Annotated in this window: 18 protein-coding genes; 16 read left to right on the plus strand and 2 right to left on the minus strand. The window is 68.2% G+C overall.

The genetic code is table 11. The features are described from left to right. Positions 1–60 precede the first annotated feature (60 nt). The 6 genes from rnr (at position 61) to KZX46_RS18190 (ending at position 5,244) form a co-directional block, all read left to right on the plus strand. Positions 61–2,268, plus strand: coding sequence for a ribonuclease R (rnr, locus tag KZX46_RS18165; protein ID WP_219775151.1), 2,208 nt, complete (start codon positions 61–63; stop codon positions 2,266–2,268). Between the two features lie 180 nt (positions 2,269–2,448). Continuing rightward, on the plus strand, positions 2,449–2,616 hold the full coding sequence (gene rpmG / locus KZX46_RS18170; RefSeq protein WP_216709915.1) for a 50S ribosomal protein L33: 168 nt from the start codon (positions 2,449–2,451) through the stop codon (positions 2,614–2,616). A 106-nt stretch (positions 2,617–2,722) separates the two neighbouring features. Beyond that, positions 2,723–3,001, plus strand: coding sequence for a DUF3572 family protein (locus KZX46_RS18175; RefSeq protein WP_226896042.1), 279 nt, complete (start codon positions 2,723–2,725; stop codon positions 2,999–3,001). Further along, complete coding sequence (locus KZX46_RS18180) at positions 2,998–3,612, plus strand: HAD family hydrolase (protein WP_219775152.1); 615 nt, start codon at positions 2,998–3,000, stop codon at positions 3,610–3,612. The genes KZX46_RS18175 and KZX46_RS18180 overlap by 4 nt, the downstream gene beginning before the upstream one ends. Further along, entirely contained in the window at positions 3,609–4,070 is a 462-nt protein-coding gene (locus KZX46_RS18185) for a RidA family protein (RefSeq protein WP_219775153.1), read from the plus strand. Before KZX46_RS18180 ends, KZX46_RS18185 begins: the two co-directional genes overlap by 4 nt. Positions 4,071–4,107: 37 nt before the next feature. Continuing rightward, complete coding sequence (locus tag KZX46_RS18190) at positions 4,108–5,244, plus strand: GNAT family N-acetyltransferase (RefSeq protein ID WP_219775154.1); 1,137 nt, start codon at positions 4,108–4,110, stop codon at positions 5,242–5,244. 285 nt (positions 5,245–5,529) lie between these two features. Here the strand turns inward: KZX46_RS18190 and panC are convergent, their stop codons facing one another. Then, entirely contained in the window at positions 5,530–6,369 is an 840-nt protein-coding gene (panC, locus tag KZX46_RS18195; RefSeq protein WP_219777085.1) for a pantoate--beta-alanine ligase, read from the minus strand. A gap of 101 nt (positions 6,370–6,470) precedes the next feature. Between panC and KZX46_RS18200 the strand changes: the two genes are divergently transcribed. The 3 genes from KZX46_RS18200 to KZX46_RS18210 all read left to right on the plus strand — a co-directional run bounded on the left by KZX46_RS18200 (position 6,471) and on the right by KZX46_RS18210 (position 8,987). Beyond that, a complete protein-coding gene (locus KZX46_RS18200) occupies positions 6,471–7,304 on the plus strand; it encodes a division plane positioning ATPase MipZ (RefSeq protein WP_219775155.1) in 834 nt (277 codons plus the stop codon). Continuing rightward, the gene (locus tag KZX46_RS18205) at positions 7,301–7,693 is read left to right on the plus strand and encodes a molecular chaperone DnaJ (RefSeq protein WP_226896043.1); all 393 of its coding nucleotides are present in this window, start codon (positions 7,301–7,303) and stop codon (positions 7,691–7,693) included. The genes KZX46_RS18200 and KZX46_RS18205 overlap by 4 nt, the downstream gene beginning before the upstream one ends. 139 nt (positions 7,694–7,832) lie before the next feature. Next, positions 7,833–8,987: a cupin domain-containing protein gene (locus KZX46_RS18210; protein ID WP_219777087.1), complete on the plus strand. Its 1,155-nt coding sequence runs from the start codon at positions 7,833–7,835 to the stop codon at positions 8,985–8,987. 218 nt (positions 8,988–9,205) lie between these two features. On the opposite strand, the gene KZX46_RS18215 is transcribed toward KZX46_RS18210, so the two are convergent. Beyond that, positions 9,206–9,739, minus strand: coding sequence for a pseudouridine synthase (locus KZX46_RS18215; RefSeq protein WP_219775156.1), 534 nt, complete (start codon positions 9,737–9,739; stop codon positions 9,206–9,208). A 36-nt stretch (positions 9,740–9,775) separates the two neighbouring features. Here KZX46_RS18215 and pgmG point away from each other — a divergent pair, with 36 nt between their 5' ends. The 7 genes from pgmG (at position 9,776) to KZX46_RS18250 (ending at position 16,893) form a co-directional block, all read left to right on the plus strand. After that, entirely contained in the window at positions 9,776–11,152 is a 1,377-nt protein-coding gene (gene pgmG, locus KZX46_RS18220) for a phosphoglucomutase/phosphomannomutase PgmG (RefSeq protein WP_219775157.1), read from the plus strand. Positions 11,153–11,234: 82 nt separating this feature from the next. Further along, positions 11,235–12,212, plus strand: a complete 978-nt coding sequence (gene phaP, locus KZX46_RS18225) for a phasin family protein (RefSeq protein ID WP_219775158.1) — start codon at positions 11,235–11,237, stop codon at positions 12,210–12,212. A 125-nt stretch (positions 12,213–12,337) separates the two neighbouring features. Next, entirely contained in the window at positions 12,338–12,688 is a 351-nt protein-coding gene (gene clpS, locus KZX46_RS18230; RefSeq protein ID WP_216709924.1) for an ATP-dependent Clp protease adapter ClpS, read from the plus strand. Positions 12,689–12,852: 164 nt separating this feature from the next. Further along, the gene (locus KZX46_RS18235) at positions 12,853–13,545 is read left to right on the plus strand and encodes an SDR family NAD(P)-dependent oxidoreductase (protein ID WP_219777088.1); all 693 of its coding nucleotides are present in this window, start codon (positions 12,853–12,855) and stop codon (positions 13,543–13,545) included. 77 nt (positions 13,546–13,622) lie between these two features. After that, positions 13,623–15,014, plus strand: coding sequence for a TolC family protein (locus KZX46_RS18240; RefSeq protein ID WP_219775159.1), 1,392 nt, complete (start codon positions 13,623–13,625; stop codon positions 15,012–15,014). Then, complete coding sequence (locus KZX46_RS18245; RefSeq protein ID WP_219775160.1) at positions 15,011–16,162, plus strand: efflux RND transporter periplasmic adaptor subunit; 1,152 nt, start codon at positions 15,011–15,013, stop codon at positions 16,160–16,162. The genes KZX46_RS18240 and KZX46_RS18245 overlap by 4 nt, the downstream gene beginning before the upstream one ends. Beyond that, complete coding sequence (locus KZX46_RS18250) at positions 16,159–16,893, plus strand: ABC transporter ATP-binding protein (protein ID WP_219775161.1); 735 nt, start codon at positions 16,159–16,161, stop codon at positions 16,891–16,893. The genes KZX46_RS18245 and KZX46_RS18250 overlap by 4 nt, the downstream gene beginning before the upstream one ends. Position 16,894 lies beyond the last annotated feature (1 nt).

Consider the following 16,894-nt stretch of genomic DNA (forward strand, 5'->3'; position numbering starts at 1 on the left):
TGCGCAAGGGCAGCCCTTTTTGATTGCGGGAGGTCGGGCGTGGCCTCACAAGCTTGCGTGATGCCGCGTCGTCCCCCGCCTCCGCCCCCCGGCCTGCCGACCGCCGAGCAGATCCTCGGCTTCATCGCCGGCAGCGCAACGCCGGTCGGCAAGCGTGAGATCGCGCGCGCCTTCGGCCTCCACGCGCAGGACAAGATCGCGCTGAAAAGCCTGATGCGCGACATGACCGACGCGGGGCAGCTCGACGTCGGCCCCAAGCGCCAGGTCCACAAGGGCGGCGGCCTGCCCAAGGTCACCGTCCTCCGCGTGATCGAGGCGGGCGACGGGCCGCCGGTCGCGACCCCCGACCGCTGGGACCATCCCGGCGTCCCGCCGAAGGTCCGGATCATAGAGGGTAAGCGCCGCGGCGCGCTCGGGATCGGCGACCGGGTGCTGGCGCGCATCGAGGAGACTGGCGGCGGCTACACCGGCTTCCCGATGAAGCTGCTCGCCAAGACCGAAGAATTCGTCCTCGGCATCCTGCGCAAGGACGCCGCCGGGTACCGCCTCGTGCCCGTCGACAAGAAGGCGCGGATCGACTTCTCCGTCCTCGACACGGGCGATGCTGAGGTCGGCGACCTCGTCCTCGCCGAGCCGTCGGGGCGTGCGCCGCATCAGTCGGCGCGCGTCGTCGAGGTGCTCGGCGATCCATTTGCGCCGCGCAGTTTCTCGCTGATCGCGATCCACGCCAAGGGCCTGCCGCACCGCTTCTCCGACGCCGCGACCGAGCAGGCGGAGGAGGCCGCACACCAGCCGCTCGGCGAACGCGAGGACCTGCGCCACCTGCCCATCCTGACGATCGACCCCGCCGACGCGCGCGACCACGACGACGCCGTCTGGGCCGCCGCGCGTGAAGACGGCGGCTGGGATGCAATCGTCGCGATCGCCGACGTCAGCTTCTACGTCCGCGAGGGCACTTCGCTCGACCGGGCCGCCCGCGAGCGCGGCAACTCGGTCTACTTCCCAGACCGCGTCGTCCCGATGCTCCCCGAAATCCTGTCTGCCGACGCCTGCTCGCTCGTCGAGCACAAGGACCGAGCAGTCCTCGCCTGCCACATGACGATCACTGCCGAGGGCAGCCTTGCAGCTCACCGCTTCACCCGCGCCGTCGTCCGCTGCACGACCAACATCGCGTACGAAGAGGCGCAGGCGACGATCGACGCCAAGGCGGGCGAGCATCTTGCGACGCTGGAGCCGCTGTGGGGGGCGTGGGGTGCGCTGGCGAAGGCGCGCGATGCCCGGGCACCGCTCGATCTCGACCTGCCCGAGCGCCGCGTCGAGCTCGATCCGACCGGAACGATCACCGCGATCGTCACCCGCGAACGCCTCGACGCACATCGGCTGATCGAGGACTTCATGATCGCCGCCAACGTCGCCGCGGCGGAGGCGCTCGAGGCGAAGCGGACGGTGTGCATGTACCGCGTCCACGAAGCGCCGGGCCGCGAGAAGCTGGTGGCGCTCAAGGATTATCTCGAAACCTTCGGCATCCCGTTCGCGCTCGGCCAGGTTATTGCGCCGAAGACGTTCAACAAGCTGCTCGCGGCGGTGAAGGACGCGACCTATTCGCAGCAGGTCAGCGAGCAGGTGCTGCGGACACAGACCCAGGCATATTACTCGCCTGAGAACAAAGGCCACTTCGGTCTCGCGCTGCGCAGCTACGGCCATTTCACCTCGCCGATCCGCCGCTACGCCGACCTTGTCGTCCACCGCGCGCTGGTTCGCGCGTACAAGCTCGGCGACGACGGGTTGAGCGACGCCGAAGCCGGGCTGATGGCGCGGACCGGCGAGCATATCTCGATGACCGAGCGCCGCGCGATGGAGGCCGAGCGCGAAACCGTCGACCGCTACGTCGCCGCGTACCTGTCGAAGCGCGTCGGCGAGACGCTGCCGACCCGGATCACCGGGGTCGCCAAGTTCGGCTTCTTCGCGACGGTGGAGGGCATCGGCGGCGACGGGCTGGTCCCGGTGTCGACGCTCGGCGCCGAATATTTCGTGTTCAACGAGGACGCGCGGACGCTGGAGGGCAGCAGCAGCGGCACGCGCTATGCCGCCGGGCAGAAGCTCGACCTGCGCCTCGCCGAAGCCAATCCGATCACCGGCGCGCTCCGCTTTGAACTGCCGCTTGGCCAAGGCGAAAGCCCCGGCCCGCGCAACGACCGTGTCCGCACCGGGCGTCGCGCCGGCCAGAGCCGCATTCCACCGGGCATCCGTCGCGGGCGGCGCAACTAATCAGCTGTCATCCCCGCGAAAGCGGGGAGCCAAGGTCATCGACGGTCGAGACTTTGGGGTTTGCGCTTTCGCGGGAATGACAGCTGAGTGGTTGACTTTCACGCCCCCTGCCGTCAGAGAGCGCGGTCTGTCGCGATGGCCCCGAGGTTCACGCGCTTCTAGCAATACACGGGACGCGTCATGGCCAAGCCGACTACGATCAAGATCAAGCTGATCAGCACCGCCGACACCGGCTTCTTCTACACGACCAAGAAGAACCCGCGCACGCAGACCGAAAAGCTGATGTTCAAGAAGTACGATCCCGTCGTGCGCAAGCATGTCGAGTTCAAGGAAGCCAAGATCAAGTAGCTGCTGGAAGCCGGCTCGCTACCCGCCTGACCGCAGCTTCGTCGGGGCGGCTGATAACAAAAATTCTCGCTCGACGCGCTGCCGCTTTGCCCGGTAGAGCGTGCCGATGCAAACACTGAAATCCGATCTATCGCTTGCCGCCGCCGAGATGCTCGGGCTGCGGGCGCTCGGCCATATCGTCGGCGATACCGACCTCGGCCCGCGTTTCCTCGACCTGACGGGGCTCGACGTCGCAACCCTCCGCGCGCAGGCGGACTCGCCCGCGGTCCTTTCGGCGGTGCTCGGTTTCCTCGAAGCGCATGAGCCGAGCCTGATCGCGACGGCAGCCGCGCTCGACGTCCCCCCCGCCGCGTTGACCGCAGCGAACCGGGCGCTGGCGCGATGAGCCGCCCGCTGGTGATCTGCGACTGCGACGAGGTCCTGCTGCACTTCGTCGGCCCGTTCGGCGACTACCTCGCCGCCCAGCACGATCTCACGCTGAATCTCGAAAGCTTCGCGCTGTCGGGCAACATCCGCCGCGCCGACGGCACGGCGGTCGAGCCCGAGAATTTCTTGCCGCTGCTCAATGGCTTCTTCGACACCCACATGCCGACGCAGACGCCCTCGCCGGGAGCCGCCGACGCGCTTGCGGCACTGGCGAAGGACTGCGACGTCGTCATCCTGACCAACGTCGACGATCGCCACAACACCGTGCGGACGAATGAACTCGCCCGCCTCGGTATGCCGTATCGCGTCGTGACTAACAACGGTCCAAAGGGCCGCCCCGTGCGCGCGCTGATGGACGAATACGGCGCGACCAAGGGCGCGTTCGTCGACGACTTGCCGCCGCATCATGGCTCGGTCAAGCGCGCCGCGCCCGAGGTGTTCCGCCTTCACATGGTCGCCGATCCGCGGTTGCACGCGTTGATCCCGGCGAGCCGCGATGCCGATGCGCGGGTCGACGACTGGCCGTCGGCGCTGCCGATCCTGCAAGCTGCCTTGGGAGTGACGCGATGAACCCGGAAACCCGCCTGAACGACATGGGCATCGTCCTGCCGCACGCCGCCGCCCCCGCCGCGAACTACGTCCCGGGAGTCGTCCACGGCGGGCTGCTCCACATTTCGGGGCAGATTCCGTTCGATGCCGACGGCGCGCTGATCCGCGGCAAGCTCGGCGGCGACATGACGACCAAGGAAGGCGCCGCCGCCGCCGCGCGTTGCGCGGTTGGGCTGATCGCGCAGATGAAGGCGGTCCTCGGCAACCTCGACCGGGTCGAGCGCGTTGTTAAGCTTGGCGTATTCGTCGCCTGCACGCCCGAATTCACCGACCAGCCGAAGGTTGGCAACGGCGCGTCGGACCTAATGGTCGCGGTGTTCGGCGAGATCGGGCGTCATGCGCGGAGCGCGGTCGGCGTCGCCGCGCTGCCGCTCGGGGTCGCGGTCGAGGTCGACGCGATTGTCGCGGTGCGCGACTGAGGGTGCTTTTGATCGCGGTGGCGCGGTAGGGTTGGGCATGGCTGACACCGTTACCGCTCGCATCGTTTCGCACGCTCGCGAGATCGCCGCCGACGATTGGAATGCATGCGCCGGGTCGGGTAACCCGTTCTTGCAGCATGCGTTTTTCACGTGTCTCGAGGACTCGGGGAGCGCGGTCGGGGGGACGGGGTGGCAGCCGGTCCATCTCGTGATCGACGGCAACGACGGCAAACCCGCAGCAATCATGCCCAACTATTTGAAATCGCACAGCCAGGGCGAGTATGTCTTCGACCATGGCTGGGCCGATGCGTGGACGCGGGCGGGAGGGCGTTATTATCCGAAGCTGCAGTCGTGCGTGCCGTTCACGCCGGCTACCGGCGAGCGATTATTGCTGCGCGATCAATCACTTGGCGCGAGCTTGCTGGGGGCTGCCGAGGCGTTGACGGTGCAGAACAAGCTGTCTTCGGCGCATGCGACCTTCATCGTACCCGATCAGGTTCCTTTGTTCGACGCCGCCGGCTGGCTTATCCGGATCGACCAGCAGTTCCATTGGGTCAACGAGGGCTATGCGACCTTCGACGATTTCCTCACCGCGCTGTCATCGCGCAAGCGCAAGGCGATCCGCAAGGAGCGCGAGGGCGCGCTGTCGGACGGCATCACCGTCGAGCTGCTGACCGGCGCGGCGATCACCGAGGAGCATTGGGACGCCTTCTGGCACTTCTACCAGGACACCGGCAGCCGCAAATGGGGGCGCCCGTATCTGACGCGCAAGTTCTTCACATTGCTCGGCGAACGCATGGCCGACCGGGTGCTGCTCGCGGTCGCGCGGCGTGGCCCGCTGATCATCGCGGGGGCGCTCAACCTGATCGGCGACGACTGTTTGTATGGCCGTTACTGGGGATGCAGCGAGGACGTGCCGTTCCTCCATTTCGAACTCTGCTATTATCAGGCGATCGACTGGGCGATCGCCAACGGCCGGGCGCGGGTCGAGGCGGGGGCGCAGGGGAGCCACAAACTCGCCCGCGGTTACCGTCCGACACCAACCTATTCGGCGCATTTTATCCCCGACAAGGGGTTCCGGCGGGCGGTCGCCGACTTCCTCGCAGCGGAGCGTGAAGCGGTAGTCGAAGGTATTGAAATGCTTGATGAAGAGGGGCCATTTCGCAAGGGGTGACGGGTGCCGCACAGGGCCCGCACATGGCCGCACTTCGATGCGATCCGCTGCGATCTAGGGGCGCGCGTCGGGCGCACTGTTATTAGCGAGCGATCTTCGTGGGTGGGAGTGAAGTAACCTTTAAATAAACTGTCATCCCCGCGAAAGCGGGGACCCAAGGTCACCGAGGGTAGCGACCTTGGGTCCCCGCTTTCGCGGGGATGACAGGGAATTGTTCGAGATGAATCCACAGCGACGCCGGCAACGCCAGCAACGAAAGCGAAAGCGACAGCGACAGCTGCCCTCTCAGCCCGGCACGACCGCCACATTATCGATCAACCGCGTCGTCCCGATCCGCGCCGCTGCGAGCAGCCTCCCCGGGCCGCTCAACGTCGTCATCGGCAACAGATCCGCGTCGACCAGTGCGACATAATCGGGCGCGTCGAACCCCGCCGCGGTGATCGCCGCCGCCGCCTCGGCCAGCGCCCCGGCGACCTCCGCCCCCCCGACGATCGCATCGCGCGCCGTCGCCAGCACTCGCGGCAAGGTCAGCGCGCGCTGGCGCTCGTCGGCCGTCAAATAGATATTCCGCGACGACAGCGCGAGGCCGTCGGGGTCGCGGACGATTGGGGCGCCGACGATCGTGACCGGCAGCGTCAGGTCGGCGACGAAGCGGCGGATGATGGCGAGCTGCTGCCAGTCCTTTTCTCCGAACACCGCGATCGACGGGCCGGCGGCGAGGAGCAGCTTGGTGACGACGATCGCGACGCCGTCGAAATGCCCGGGCCGCGCCGCGCCGTCGAGACCATCGCCGAGCCGCGCCACCGCGATGCTCGTGGCGAACCCCGGCGGGTACATGTCGGCGACCGACGGAGCCCACAGCAGGTCGCATCCAGCTCCCGTCAACGCCGCCGCATCGGCGGCCTCGTCGCGCGGATAACGGTCGAGATCCTCCGCCGGGCCGAACTGCTTCGGGTTGACGAACAGGCTCGCGACGACCCGCTCGGCCCCCGCCGCGCGGGCCGCTGCGACCAGCGCGAGATGTCCGGCGTGGAGCGCGCCCATCGTCGGGACGAGGCCGACACGCGCGCCACCCCAGCCGGCGATGTGGCTCCGCAGGTCGGCGACGGAGCGGACGATCGGCAGGGTCGAGGGCGCGGTGGGCAGGGTCAACGGCAGGGGCTCCGGGTTTGACTTGGGCGGACGGGTACACGAAACACCGCGCCGGGGCGGTTTAGGGCGAGGCAATGCGCGCGCAGCAAGCACATCTGATCGTGCTCGGCAACGAGAAGGGCGGGTCGGGCAAGTCGACGACGGCGGTCCATATTGCCGTCGCGCTCGCCCATGACGGGCACCGCGTCGGCGTCGTCGACCTCGATTCGCGCCAGCGGACGGTCGCGCGCTATCTCGAAAACCGGGCGGCGTTCGCGAAGAAGCGCGAGCTGGCGCTCGTCCAGCCCGAGATCGCGGTGATCGCCGACGGAGACGGCGACGTCGCTGCGCTCGGCGAACGCCTCGATGCGTGGAGCGGGCTCGATTACGTCGTCGTCGATACGCCGGGGCGCGATTCGGCGATGGGCCGCGCCGCGCTGGCGCGTGCCGATACGCTCGTCACGCCGATGAACGACTCATTCGTCGACTTCGACCTGATCGGCCAGGTCGACCCCGAGACCTTCAAGGTCCGCAAGCTCAGTTTCTATTCGGAGATGGTGTGGGACGCGCGAAAGGCCCGCGGGCGGGTCGACGGCGGCACGGTCGACTGGGTCGTGCTGCGCAACCGCCTGTCGAGCCTCGAGGCGCGCAATATGAAGCGCGTCGGCGGCGCGCTCGACGAATTGGCGAAGCGCGTTGGCTTCCGCGTCGTGCCCGGACTGTCGGAGCGCGTCATCTTCCGCGAACTGTTCCCGCGCGGGCTGACCCTGCTCGATGTCGACGCGCTCGAGGATTTCAGCCTGAGCCATGTCGCGGCGCGGGCGGAGTTGCGCGCGCTGGTCGCGGGGTTGAACCTTCCCGCGAAGGCCTTGGGGGCCGCAGACAGCGCGGGCGACGCGGGTGCGGCGGAGGCCAGCGCGGCGGCATGATCCTCGCGATCCTCCTCGCGGCGGGCCTCGCGTGGTGGCTGCACAAGGAGGGCGTGCTGCTGCCCAACCTCAAGCGGCTCGCGGTCCTCGGCGGCGGCGGGGTCTTGATCGCGCGGCTGCTCGAAACCGGGCAAGTGCTGTTCGCGGCGGCGGCGGGGGTGGCGCTCGCGGGCTGGTGGTTTGCGAGCAAGCGCAAGGCCCCTGCCCCCGCCCCGACCGAGCTTGCCGAGGCGCGCGCGGTCCTTGGGGTTGCGCCGAGCGACGATGCGGCGGCGATCAATGCGGCGTGGCGGCGTGTGATTGCGCAGGTCCATCCCGACAAGGGGGGAACGGCCGATCTGGCGCGGCGGGTGACGGCCGCGCGCGATTTGCTGCTGGCGCGGCGGTAGGCGTGGTGAACTGCAGGCCGATCATTTGTCATCCCCGCGAACGCGGGGACCCAAAGTCACGATCGGCAGTGATCTTGGGTCCCCGCGTTCGCGGGGATGACAGGACGTTGGGCGGCGATCACAACACTTGGTATTCCCCATGCTGCTGACCGGCTTCGACACTGCCGCGTTCCTTCGCGACACTTGGCAGAAGAAGCCGCTGCTGATACGCGGCGACGGCGCGGCGTGGCGCAACCCGTGTCACCCCGACGACCTTGCCGGGCTCGCGGGGGAGGACGGGGTCGAGGCGCGGATCGTGACGCGGACGAAAAAGACGTGGAAGCTCGAACATGGCCCGTTCAAGGCGAAGCGTTTCGCTCACCCGGGCAAGAAGCCATGGACGCTCCTCGTTCAAGCGGTCGATCAGGCAGTCCCCGAGGTTGCCGCACTGATCGAGCCGTTCCGCTTCGTGCCGAATTGGCGGATCGACGACGTCATGGTCAGCTATGCGACCGACGGCGGCGGGGTCGGACCGCACTTCGACCAGTATGACGTCTTCCTGATCCAGGGACTCGGCCGCCGCCGCTGGCGGGTCGGCGGGCGGTGCGACGCCACCACCGCGCTGCTGCCGCACGACGATCTGCGGCTGCTGGCGGAGTTCACGCCGACCGACGAATGGGTGCTCGAGCCGGGCGACATGCTCTACGTGCCGCCGGGGATCGCGCATGACGGGGTCGCGGTCGGCGACGATTGCATGACGTATTCGATCGGCTTTCGTGCGCCGTCGCGGGCGGAGCTGGTGTCGAACTGGTGCGATCATTTGCTCGACGGGCTGGCCGACGACGATAGGTATGCCGATCCGGATCTGGCGGCGCAGGCTAACCCCGGTGAGATCGCGCCCTATGCGATTGCGCGGCTGCACGCGATGGTGACCGACGCGCTCGGCGACCGCGATGCGTTTGCACGCTGGTTCGGGGAATATACGAGCGCGCCGAAGAATGCCGATATCGACTGGTCGCCTGACGAGCAGGTCGATCCGGGTGTGCTGCGCAAGGCGCTTTCGGGCGGCGCTGTGTTGAGGCGCAATCCGGCAAGCCGGTTCTCGTTCGTGCGGAGCGGGGACGGCGCGTTGGGGGAAAGCATCGTGCTTTTCGTCGACGGGCGGAGCTTCTATTGCGGGGGCGAGGCCGGTGTGGTGGCCGAGCAGTTGTGTGCGGAGACCTGCGTTGTGATCGACCCGGGGGCGGTGCATGACAGCGCGCTCTCGCTGATCGCAGCGCTGATTGATCAGGGCAGCATCGCGTTCGACGATTAGCGCCGGCCGATGCTGCGCTTAAAAGCGCGAAGCCAGCTACACACACGTCATCCCCGCGAAGGCGGGGACCCATCACCCCGAACAGTGTGGATGATGGGTCCCCGCCTTCGCGGGGATGACGGAAGTACAGTGGGGGGATGACGGAATTATCGGGGACGACGGCATTTGATCGGGAATGACCGTTTGAGCAGCGATGACCGCTCAAACAACGCAACCCCCTACCCCTCCCGCCACTCCCCCGGCTGCAGCCCCGCGACCGTCCACTCCCCGACCCCCCACCGCACCAGCCGCAGCGTCGGCAACCCCACCGCCGCCGTCATCCGCCGCACCTGCCGATTACGGCCCTCGCGGATCGTCAGCCGCAGCCAGCAGTCGGGGACGGTCTTGCGGAAGCGGACCGGCGGGTCGCGCGGCCACAGGTCGGGCGGGTCGATCCGCTCGACCTCGGCCGGGCGGGTCGGGCCGTCGTTGAGTGTGACGCCGCGTCGCAGCCGGTCGAGCACGGCCGTATCGGGGTCGCCCTCGACCTGGACAAGATACGTCTTCGCCAGCTTGTATTTAGGGTCGGCGATGCGCGCCTGGAGAGCACCGTCGTCGGTCAGGACGAGCAACCCCTCGCTGTCGCGGTCGAGGCGTCCGGCGGGATAAACCCCCGGGACGTCGACATAATCGCCCAGCGTCGCGCGCCCTTCATCATCCGTAAACTGCGCTAGAACGCCGTACGGCTTGTTCAGCAGGATCAATCGCGGCATGGCGTCATTCGATCCTCCGGCAGACGAGTCCCTGCGATGACCCATGTTTTCGATCCGACCACGCTCCGCGAATACGACATTCGCGGGGTAATCGGCAAAACCCTCGGCGAGGCCGATGCGCACGCGATCGGGCGCGGCTTCGGCACGCGCATCCGGCGCACCGGCGGGAGCAAGGTCGCGGTCGGTTACGACGGACGGCACTCGTCCCCCGCCCTCGAGGCGGCACTCGTCGCGGGGCTCAACGAGAGCGGGGTCGACGCGGTGCGAATCGGCCTCGGGCCGACGCCGATGCTGTATTTCGCGGTCCACGAGCTCGAATGCGATGGCGGCGTGATGATCACCGGCTCGCACAACCCGCCCGATTACAACGGCTTCAAGATGATGCTCGGCCACGGCCCGTTCTACGGCGACGACATCACCGGGTTAGGCACGATGGCGGCGGCGGGCGACTGGGAGGACGGCGCGGGCACCTCGCACAGCGTCGACCTGATCGACCGCTACGTCGACCGGCTGATGAAGGGCTTCGCGCCGCCGGCGATGACGATCGCGTGGGACGCGGGCAACGGCTCCGCCGGGCCGGTCGTCGAGCGGCTGACCGCGCGGCTGCCGGGCAAGCACATCCTGCTGTTCACCGACGTCGACGGCGACTTCCCCAACCACCATCCCGACCCGACCGAGGAGCATAACCTCGCCGACCTCAAGGCCGCGGTTGCAGCGAACGGCTGCGACATGGGGCTGGCGTTCGACGGTGACGGCGACCGGCTCGGCGCGATCGACGGTCAGGGGCGCGTCGTCTGGGGCGACCAGTTGCTCGGGCTGCTCGCCGAGCCGGTGCTCAAGGCGCTGCCGGGCGCGACGATCATCGGCGACATCAAGTCGAGCCAGGCCTTGTTCGACCGCGTCGCCGAATTGGGTGGCAAGCCGTTGATGTGGAAGACCGGTCACTCGTTGATCAAAGCGAAGATGAAGGAAACCGGCGCGCCGCTGGCGGGCGAGATGAGCGGGCACCTGTTCTTCAAGCACGATTATTATGGCTTCGACGACGGGCTGTACGCCGCGGTCCGGTTGATCGGCGCAGTCGCCGCATCGGGCAAGTCGCTCGCGGCGCTCAAGGACGCGATGCCGGCGCTGGTCAACACGCCGGAGCTGCGCTTCCCCTGCGCCGACACACGCAAGTTCGCGGTAGTCGAGGAAGTGCGCGCGCGGCTCGCGGCGTCGGGCGCAACCGTCGACGCGACCGACGGGGTCCGCGTGACGACCCCCGACGGCTGGTGGCTGCTCCGCGCATCGAACACGCAGGACGTGCTGGTCGCGCGCGCCGAAGCGACGAGCGATGCCGCATTGGCGCGGCTGATGGCGGATCTCAACGGCGCGCTGGCGGCTTCGGGAGTTGGTGCGGCAGGGGGCCACTAATCCGCGCCGGTCGTATCGAGACGCTTGCAGTTGTCACAAAGCGGGACTATGTTGCACTGCAGCATAGCTCGTGGAGTGCGGAATGGCCGTCGACAAAAAGACCATCGCGAAGCCTCCGGTCGCCGCGCCGAAGGCGATCGTGCCGCCGGTTTTGGCACCGAAACCCGTAACCCCGCCGGTCATGGCTCCTGCCAAGCCGATCATCGCTGCGAAACCTGTGATGAAAGCGCCGCCCGCCGCGCCGAAGCCAAAGCCGGTGCCGTCGGTCCTGGCCGCTCAACCCGCGCCGCCGATCGCTGCAAAACCGGTTACGCCCGTCGCTGCCACGACGCCGGTTCCCCCGGTCATCGCCGCACAGCCGGTGCCCCCGGTCGTCGCCGCCAAGCCGGTTCTGCCCGTCGCGTCGCTGCCGTTGCCGCCAGTTGCTTCACCGCCGATGGCACCGCCGCCGCCGCCGGTCGTTAACCCCTCGTCAATAAGTAACCAACCCCTGCCTCCGGTCGTACCCGTACCGGAGCCCCTCAAGTCGAAGGATACCGAGATGACCGAAGCCTACACCACCGCCGCCGACGCCATGAAGAACGGCGCCGAGCAGATGAAGTCGACGATGGCCAACCAGACCGAAAACGCCATGGCGCAGGGCAAGGCGACCTTCGAACAGGTCGCGTCGAAGTCGCGCGAAGCGATCGAGCACGGCATGAAGTCGGTCGACGAGATGGCCGGCATGGCGCGTGGCAACGTCGAGGCGATGCTCGCTTCGTCGCGCGCCGCCGCGCAGGGTATCGAAGCGATCGCGCGTGAAGTTTCTGACTTCGCCCGCAAGTCGTTCGAAGAGACCACCGCCGCCGCCCGCGCGATGACGACGGTCAAGACCCCGAACGAGCTGATGCAGCTCCAGAACGACTTCGCCAAGACGCAGTTCGATGCGGCCGTCGCCGAAATGTCGAAGCTGTCGGAGACGATGGTCAAGCTGATGGGCGAAGTGTTCGAGCCGATGCAGGCGCGCGCCACCGTCGCCGCCGACTCGATGAAGTCGATGGTCGGCAAGGTCGGCCTCTAAGCCGCGCTCCCGGCGTCCGCGCTGGGTTTGCTGCGACTAACTGCAACGGGCGGGGGAGCGATCCCCCGCCCGTTTGCATGTCTGGCCCCTTGAACGCGATGGGGCCGCGCCCGTATATTGCGCCCATGAACCTTACCCCCCACGCCGGCCCCGGCAACGACGATGACGACCGCGACCGCCGCGGCGGCGCCGGTGTCGCGACCAAGACCAAGCCGAAGACCAAGCAGCCGGCGCTGTACAAGGTGCTGATGCTCAACGACGACTACACCCCGATGGAGTTCGTCGTCCTGACGCTCCAGCGCTTCTTCCGGATGACGATCGAGGATGCGACGCGGGTCATGCTTAGCGTCCACCAGCGCGGCGTCGGGATTTGCGGGATATTCACGTACGAGGTCGCCGAGACGAAGGTGACGCAGGTGATGGATTTCGCCCGCGAGCATCAGCATCCGCTGCAGTGCACGCTGGAGAAGGATTGAGCCGGTCGCGTTTGCGTGCTCGACCGCATCTTGCTCCATGCTCCGAATTCAGTTCGTCATCCCCGCGAAGGCGGGGACCCATCATCCCGACCGGTTGTGGTGATGGGTCCCCGCCTTCGCGGGGATGACGAATTTAAAGCGGCCCGCGAAACACGTCAGAGATGATGGACCTTCTAAGTAGCTTCGCCCCCGACCCCCGCATCGTCGTCATCGGCGCCTCCGGTGGTATCGGCGCAGCGTTCGTCGACCTCCTCCGTGATCGCGGCGAAATCATCGCCCTTACTCGCGCCGACCTCGACCTCACCGATCCCGCATCGATCACCGCCGCCGCCGCGCGGATCGGTGGTCCGCTCGACCTCGTCATCGTCGCCACGGGGCTGCTCCACGACGCCGCCGGCGGGCCGGAGAAATCGATGCGCGACCTCGACCCCGCCCGCCTGGCGCACAGCTTTGCAGTCAACGCCATCGGCCCGGCGCTGATCGCTCAGGCGTTCCTCCCGCTCCTCCGGATCGACCGAAAGACTGCCTTCGCGGCGTTGTCGGCGCGGGTCGGGTCGATTGCCGACAACCGGCTTGGTGGCTGGTACGGGTATCGCGCATCGAAGGCCGCGCTCAACCAGTTGCTCCGCACCGCCGCGATCGAGCACGCCCGCCGCGCCCCGCTGAGCGTCGTCGCCGCGCTCCACCCCGGGACGGTCGACACCCGCCTTTCGGCCCCGTTTCAACGCGGCGTCGCGCCCGGCAAGCTGTTCACCCCAGCGTTTTCGGCGGCGGCGATGTTGAGCGTTCTCGACCGCCTGACTCCCGGCGACAGCGGTGGATTGTTTGCGTGGGACGGAGCGCCGATCCCGTTCTGAATTCTCCGAATTTCGGGGGGCGTGCGACCACGACCGCCCTCGACGTTACGCCTCCGGCACGCTATCTGCTGAGCGACATGCTCCGCGCAATAATGCTCATCGCCGCCCTGCTCGCAGTCCCGGCAGCGGCGTCGGAGGATCCCCGCCATTTGATGCCGTCGCAGACTGCGCCGTGCGCCGCCGATCCGGTCGGCCCGCTGACGCTGCCCGACCTCGTCGACCTCGCGCTGTGCCATAATCCGGCGACCGCGGTGGCGTGGGCGGCGAGCCGGAGCGCGGCGGCGCAGGTCGGTATCGCCCGCGCCGCCGAACTGCCGAGCCTGTCGGCGACGGTCGGTCCGACGCTCAGCCGCACCGACTATCTGAGCAGCCAGCAGTTCGTCCTCGGCAACGGCCAGAGCTTCAGCGCGACGTCGAACTCGACCGACTTCGGCTCGTCGGCGAGCCTCGCGCTCAACTACCTGATCTTCGACTTCGGCGGGCGCGCCGCACGGATCGACAGCGCCCGCGCGAGCCAGCGCGCCGCATTGGGGCAGGTCGCCGACACCGCGCAGACCGTCGCGCTCGACACCGTCACCGCGTACAACAGCCTCCAGGCGAACATCGCGGCGACGACCGCGGCGCAGTCGACCGTCGCGTTCAACCGCTCGTCGCTCGACCTCGCCTCCGGCCGGACCCGCGCCGGTGTCGCAACGCCGGCCGACGAGTTGCAGGCGCGGACCTCGCTGGCGCAGGCCGAACTCACGCTGGCGCAGGCGCGCGGCAATGCGCGGACCTCGGCGGGACAGCTTGCGGTCGTCATCGGCCTGCCGCCGACCACCGTCCTGCCGCTCGCCCCTGCCCCCGTCCTTGCGTCGGCCGACAAGCTCAACCGCGACGTCACCGTGCTGATCGCCGACGCCGAGAAGCTCCGCCCCGACCTCCGCATCGCCGCCGCCAACCGCGACGCGGCGACCGCGCAGATCCGCGCGGCGCGGTCGGACCTGCTGCCATCGCTCGCCGCGAGCGCGCAGGACAATCTTGGCTATGCCAATTCGACGAGCGACAGCAACCGCGCGAGCGTCGGGCTGACGGTGACGATCCCGTTCTTCAACGGCTATGACCGAACCTACCGCGTCGCCGCCGCGCGCGCCGAGGCCGATCGCCAGGCGGCGCTGTTCGAACAGACGCGCCAGCAAGCCGGGCTCGACGTCTTCACCCAGGCGACCGCGCTCGAGACCCAGATCAGCGTGCTGTCGACCGCGCGCGAGTTGATCAACAGCGCGACCGCCTCGGCCGATATCGCGCAGGGGCGCTTCAAGGCGGGCGTCGGCACCTTCACCGACCTGCTCAACGCCCAGTCGGCGCTCGCGAGTGCGCGCCAGCAATTGGTCAGCGCCGACTTCGGGGTCCGCGACGCTCAGGCGCGGCTCGCGCGCGCGATCGGCGACGTCAGCACGGCAGTCGATGCCAACAGGAGCAGCCGATGACGCGCCGCCGCTGGATCATCCTCCTCGTCCTCGGGCTGGCCGCGGCGGCGTGGTTCGGCTGGAAGGCGACCCACCGTCCCGATCCCGCCGCCGCGTACACGACGCAGCCGATCGCCAAGGGCGACCTCAGCGAGGCGATCACCGCGAACGGCGTGATAAACCCGGTCCGCGTCGTCAGCGTCGGGACGCAGGTGTCGGGGACGGTTGCCAAGCTGTTGGTCGATTACAACTCGCGCGTCACCGCCGGCGAACTGCTGCTCGAACTCGACCCGTCGGTCTATGCCGCGCGGCTCGCGGCGAGCGAGGCCAACCTCGCCAACATCCGCTCGAGCCTCGCGCTCCAGACCGCGAACGCGCGCCGATCTGCCGAGCTGTTCAAGCAGAATTACATCAGCCGCCAGGATTACGAGACCGCGCAGCAGGTCGAGGCATCGGCGGCGGCGCAGGTCGCGGCGGCCGAGGCGCAGATCAAGCAGGACCGCACGAACCTCGGCTATACGATCATCCGCTCGCCGGTATCGGGGGTGGTCATCAGCCGCCAGGTCGACCTCGGCCAGACCGTCGCGGCGTCGTTCAGCACCCCGACATTGTTCACTATCGCCCGCGACCTGACACAGATGCAGATCGAGGCGGCGGTCGCCGAGGCCGATGTCGCCAAGGTGCGGATCGGCCAGCCGGTCAGCTTCACCGTCGATGCGTACGGCAACCGCAATTTCACCGGCAGCGTCCGCCAGATCCGATTGAACCCGACAACGCAGCAGAATGTCGTAACCTACACCGTCATCGTCGGCGTCGCGAACCCCGACGGCGCGCTGCTGCCGGGGATGACCGCGAACGCGTCGTTCCTCGTGTCGGACCACAAGGATACGCTGCTGATCCCCAACGCCGCGCTCAGCTACAAGCCCGCCGACTACAAGCCCGCCAAGCGCAAGCCCGGCGAGCCGCTCAGCGACGGGCTGACGGTGTTCGTCCTCAAGGGATCGACCCCCGAACCGGTGCGGATCAAGATCGGCGCGTCCGACGCCGACAACTCGATCGTCACCGCCGGGCCGCTCGCGGTCGGCGACAAGATCATCATCGCCGACACGCTCAAGGACAAGCCGAAGGGCAGCGTCCTCGGGCCGCCGAGCAGCGCCAAGAAGAAATGACCGCGCCCCCGGTCCTCTCGCTCGATAGCGTCGTCAAGGACTATGTCGGCGAGGCGGGGTCGTTCCGCGCGCTCCACGGCGTCAGCATGGACGTCGCCGACGGCGAGCTGATGGCGATCATGGGGCCGAGCGGATCGGGCAAGTCGACGCTGATGAACATCATCGGCTGCCTCGATTCGCCGACGACCGGCGTCTACCGCTTCGAGGGCGTCGACACCGCGACGCTGTCCGAACGCGCGCTCGCCCGAATGCGCAACAGCGGCATCGGCTTCGTCTTCCAAAGCTTCAATCTGCTCCCCCGCCTCAGCGCGCTCGGCAACGTCGCGCTGCCGCTGGTCTATGCCGGGCTCAGCCGCGCCGACCGTGAGGCCAAGGCACAGGCGCTGCTGACACAGGTCGGACTCGGCGACAAGCCGCGCTCTCGCCCGTCGCAGCTGTCGGGCGGGCAGCAGCAGCGCGTCGCCGTTGCGCGCGCACTCGCGAACAGCCCGAAGCTGCTGCTGGCCGACGAACCGACCGGCGCGCTCGATACCAAGACGGGGACCGAGGTGCTGGGCCTGTTCAAGACGCTCAACCGCGAGCAGGGCGTGACGGTGGTGATCGTCACCCACGACCCCGAAGTGGCGAAAGCAACCGACCGGGTCGTGCGGATTCAGGACGGGCTGGTATTCTACGACGGCCCCCCGACCGAGGCGGCGCTTTACGGGCACGCGCCGGAGGTGGTGGGATGAA

The organism is Polymorphobacter sp. PAMC 29334, from assembly GCF_019431245.1.
Classification (GTDB): domain Bacteria; phylum Pseudomonadota; class Alphaproteobacteria; order Sphingomonadales; family Sphingomonadaceae; genus Polymorphobacter_B; species Polymorphobacter_B megasporae.

Bases quoted from the DNA above. Each gene is read 5' to 3' on its own strand.
- KZX46_RS18175 (WP_226896042.1), top strand. From the start codon at position 2,723: ATGCAAACACTGAAATCCGATCTATCGCTTGCCGCCGCCGAGATGCTC.
- KZX46_RS18205 (WP_226896043.1), top strand. From the start codon at position 7,301: ATGATCCTCGCGATCCTCCTCGCGGCGGGCCTCGCGTGGTGGCTGCAC.
- KZX46_RS18190 (WP_219775154.1), top strand. From the start codon at position 4,108: ATGGCTGACACCGTTACCGCTCGCATCGTTTCGCACGCTCGCGAGATC.
- clpS (WP_216709924.1), top strand. From the start codon at position 12,338: ATGAACCTTACCCCCCACGCCGGCCCCGGCAACGACGATGACGACCGC.
- pgmG (WP_219775157.1), top strand. From the start codon at position 9,776: ATGACCCATGTTTTCGATCCGACCACGCTCCGCGAATACGACATTCGC.
- KZX46_RS18180 (WP_219775152.1), top strand. From the start codon at position 2,998: ATGAGCCGCCCGCTGGTGATCTGCGACTGCGACGAGGTCCTGCTGCAC.
- rpmG (WP_216709915.1), top strand. From the start codon at position 2,449: ATGGCCAAGCCGACTACGATCAAGATCAAGCTGATCAGCACCGCCGAC.
- KZX46_RS18210 (WP_219777087.1), top strand. From the start codon at position 7,833: ATGCTGCTGACCGGCTTCGACACTGCCGCGTTCCTTCGCGACACTTGG.
- KZX46_RS18250 (WP_219775161.1), top strand. From the start codon at position 16,159: ATGACCGCGCCCCCGGTCCTCTCGCTCGATAGCGTCGTCAAGGACTAT.
- KZX46_RS18185 (WP_219775153.1), top strand. From the start codon at position 3,609: ATGAACCCGGAAACCCGCCTGAACGACATGGGCATCGTCCTGCCGCAC.
- KZX46_RS18235 (WP_219777088.1), top strand. From the start codon at position 12,853: ATGGACCTTCTAAGTAGCTTCGCCCCCGACCCCCGCATCGTCGTCATC.
- phaP (WP_219775158.1), top strand. From the start codon at position 11,235: ATGGCCGTCGACAAAAAGACCATCGCGAAGCCTCCGGTCGCCGCGCCG.
- KZX46_RS18245 (WP_219775160.1), top strand. From the start codon at position 15,011: ATGACGCGCCGCCGCTGGATCATCCTCCTCGTCCTCGGGCTGGCCGCG.
- rnr (WP_219775151.1), top strand. From the start codon at position 61: ATGCCGCGTCGTCCCCCGCCTCCGCCCCCCGGCCTGCCGACCGCCGAG.
- KZX46_RS18215 (WP_219775156.1), bottom strand. From the start codon at position 9,739: ATGCCGCGATTGATCCTGCTGAACAAGCCGTACGGCGTTCTAGCGCAG.
- KZX46_RS18200 (WP_219775155.1), top strand. From the start codon at position 6,471: ATGCGCGCGCAGCAAGCACATCTGATCGTGCTCGGCAACGAGAAGGGC.
- KZX46_RS18240 (WP_219775159.1), top strand. From the start codon at position 13,623: ATGCTCCGCGCAATAATGCTCATCGCCGCCCTGCTCGCAGTCCCGGCA.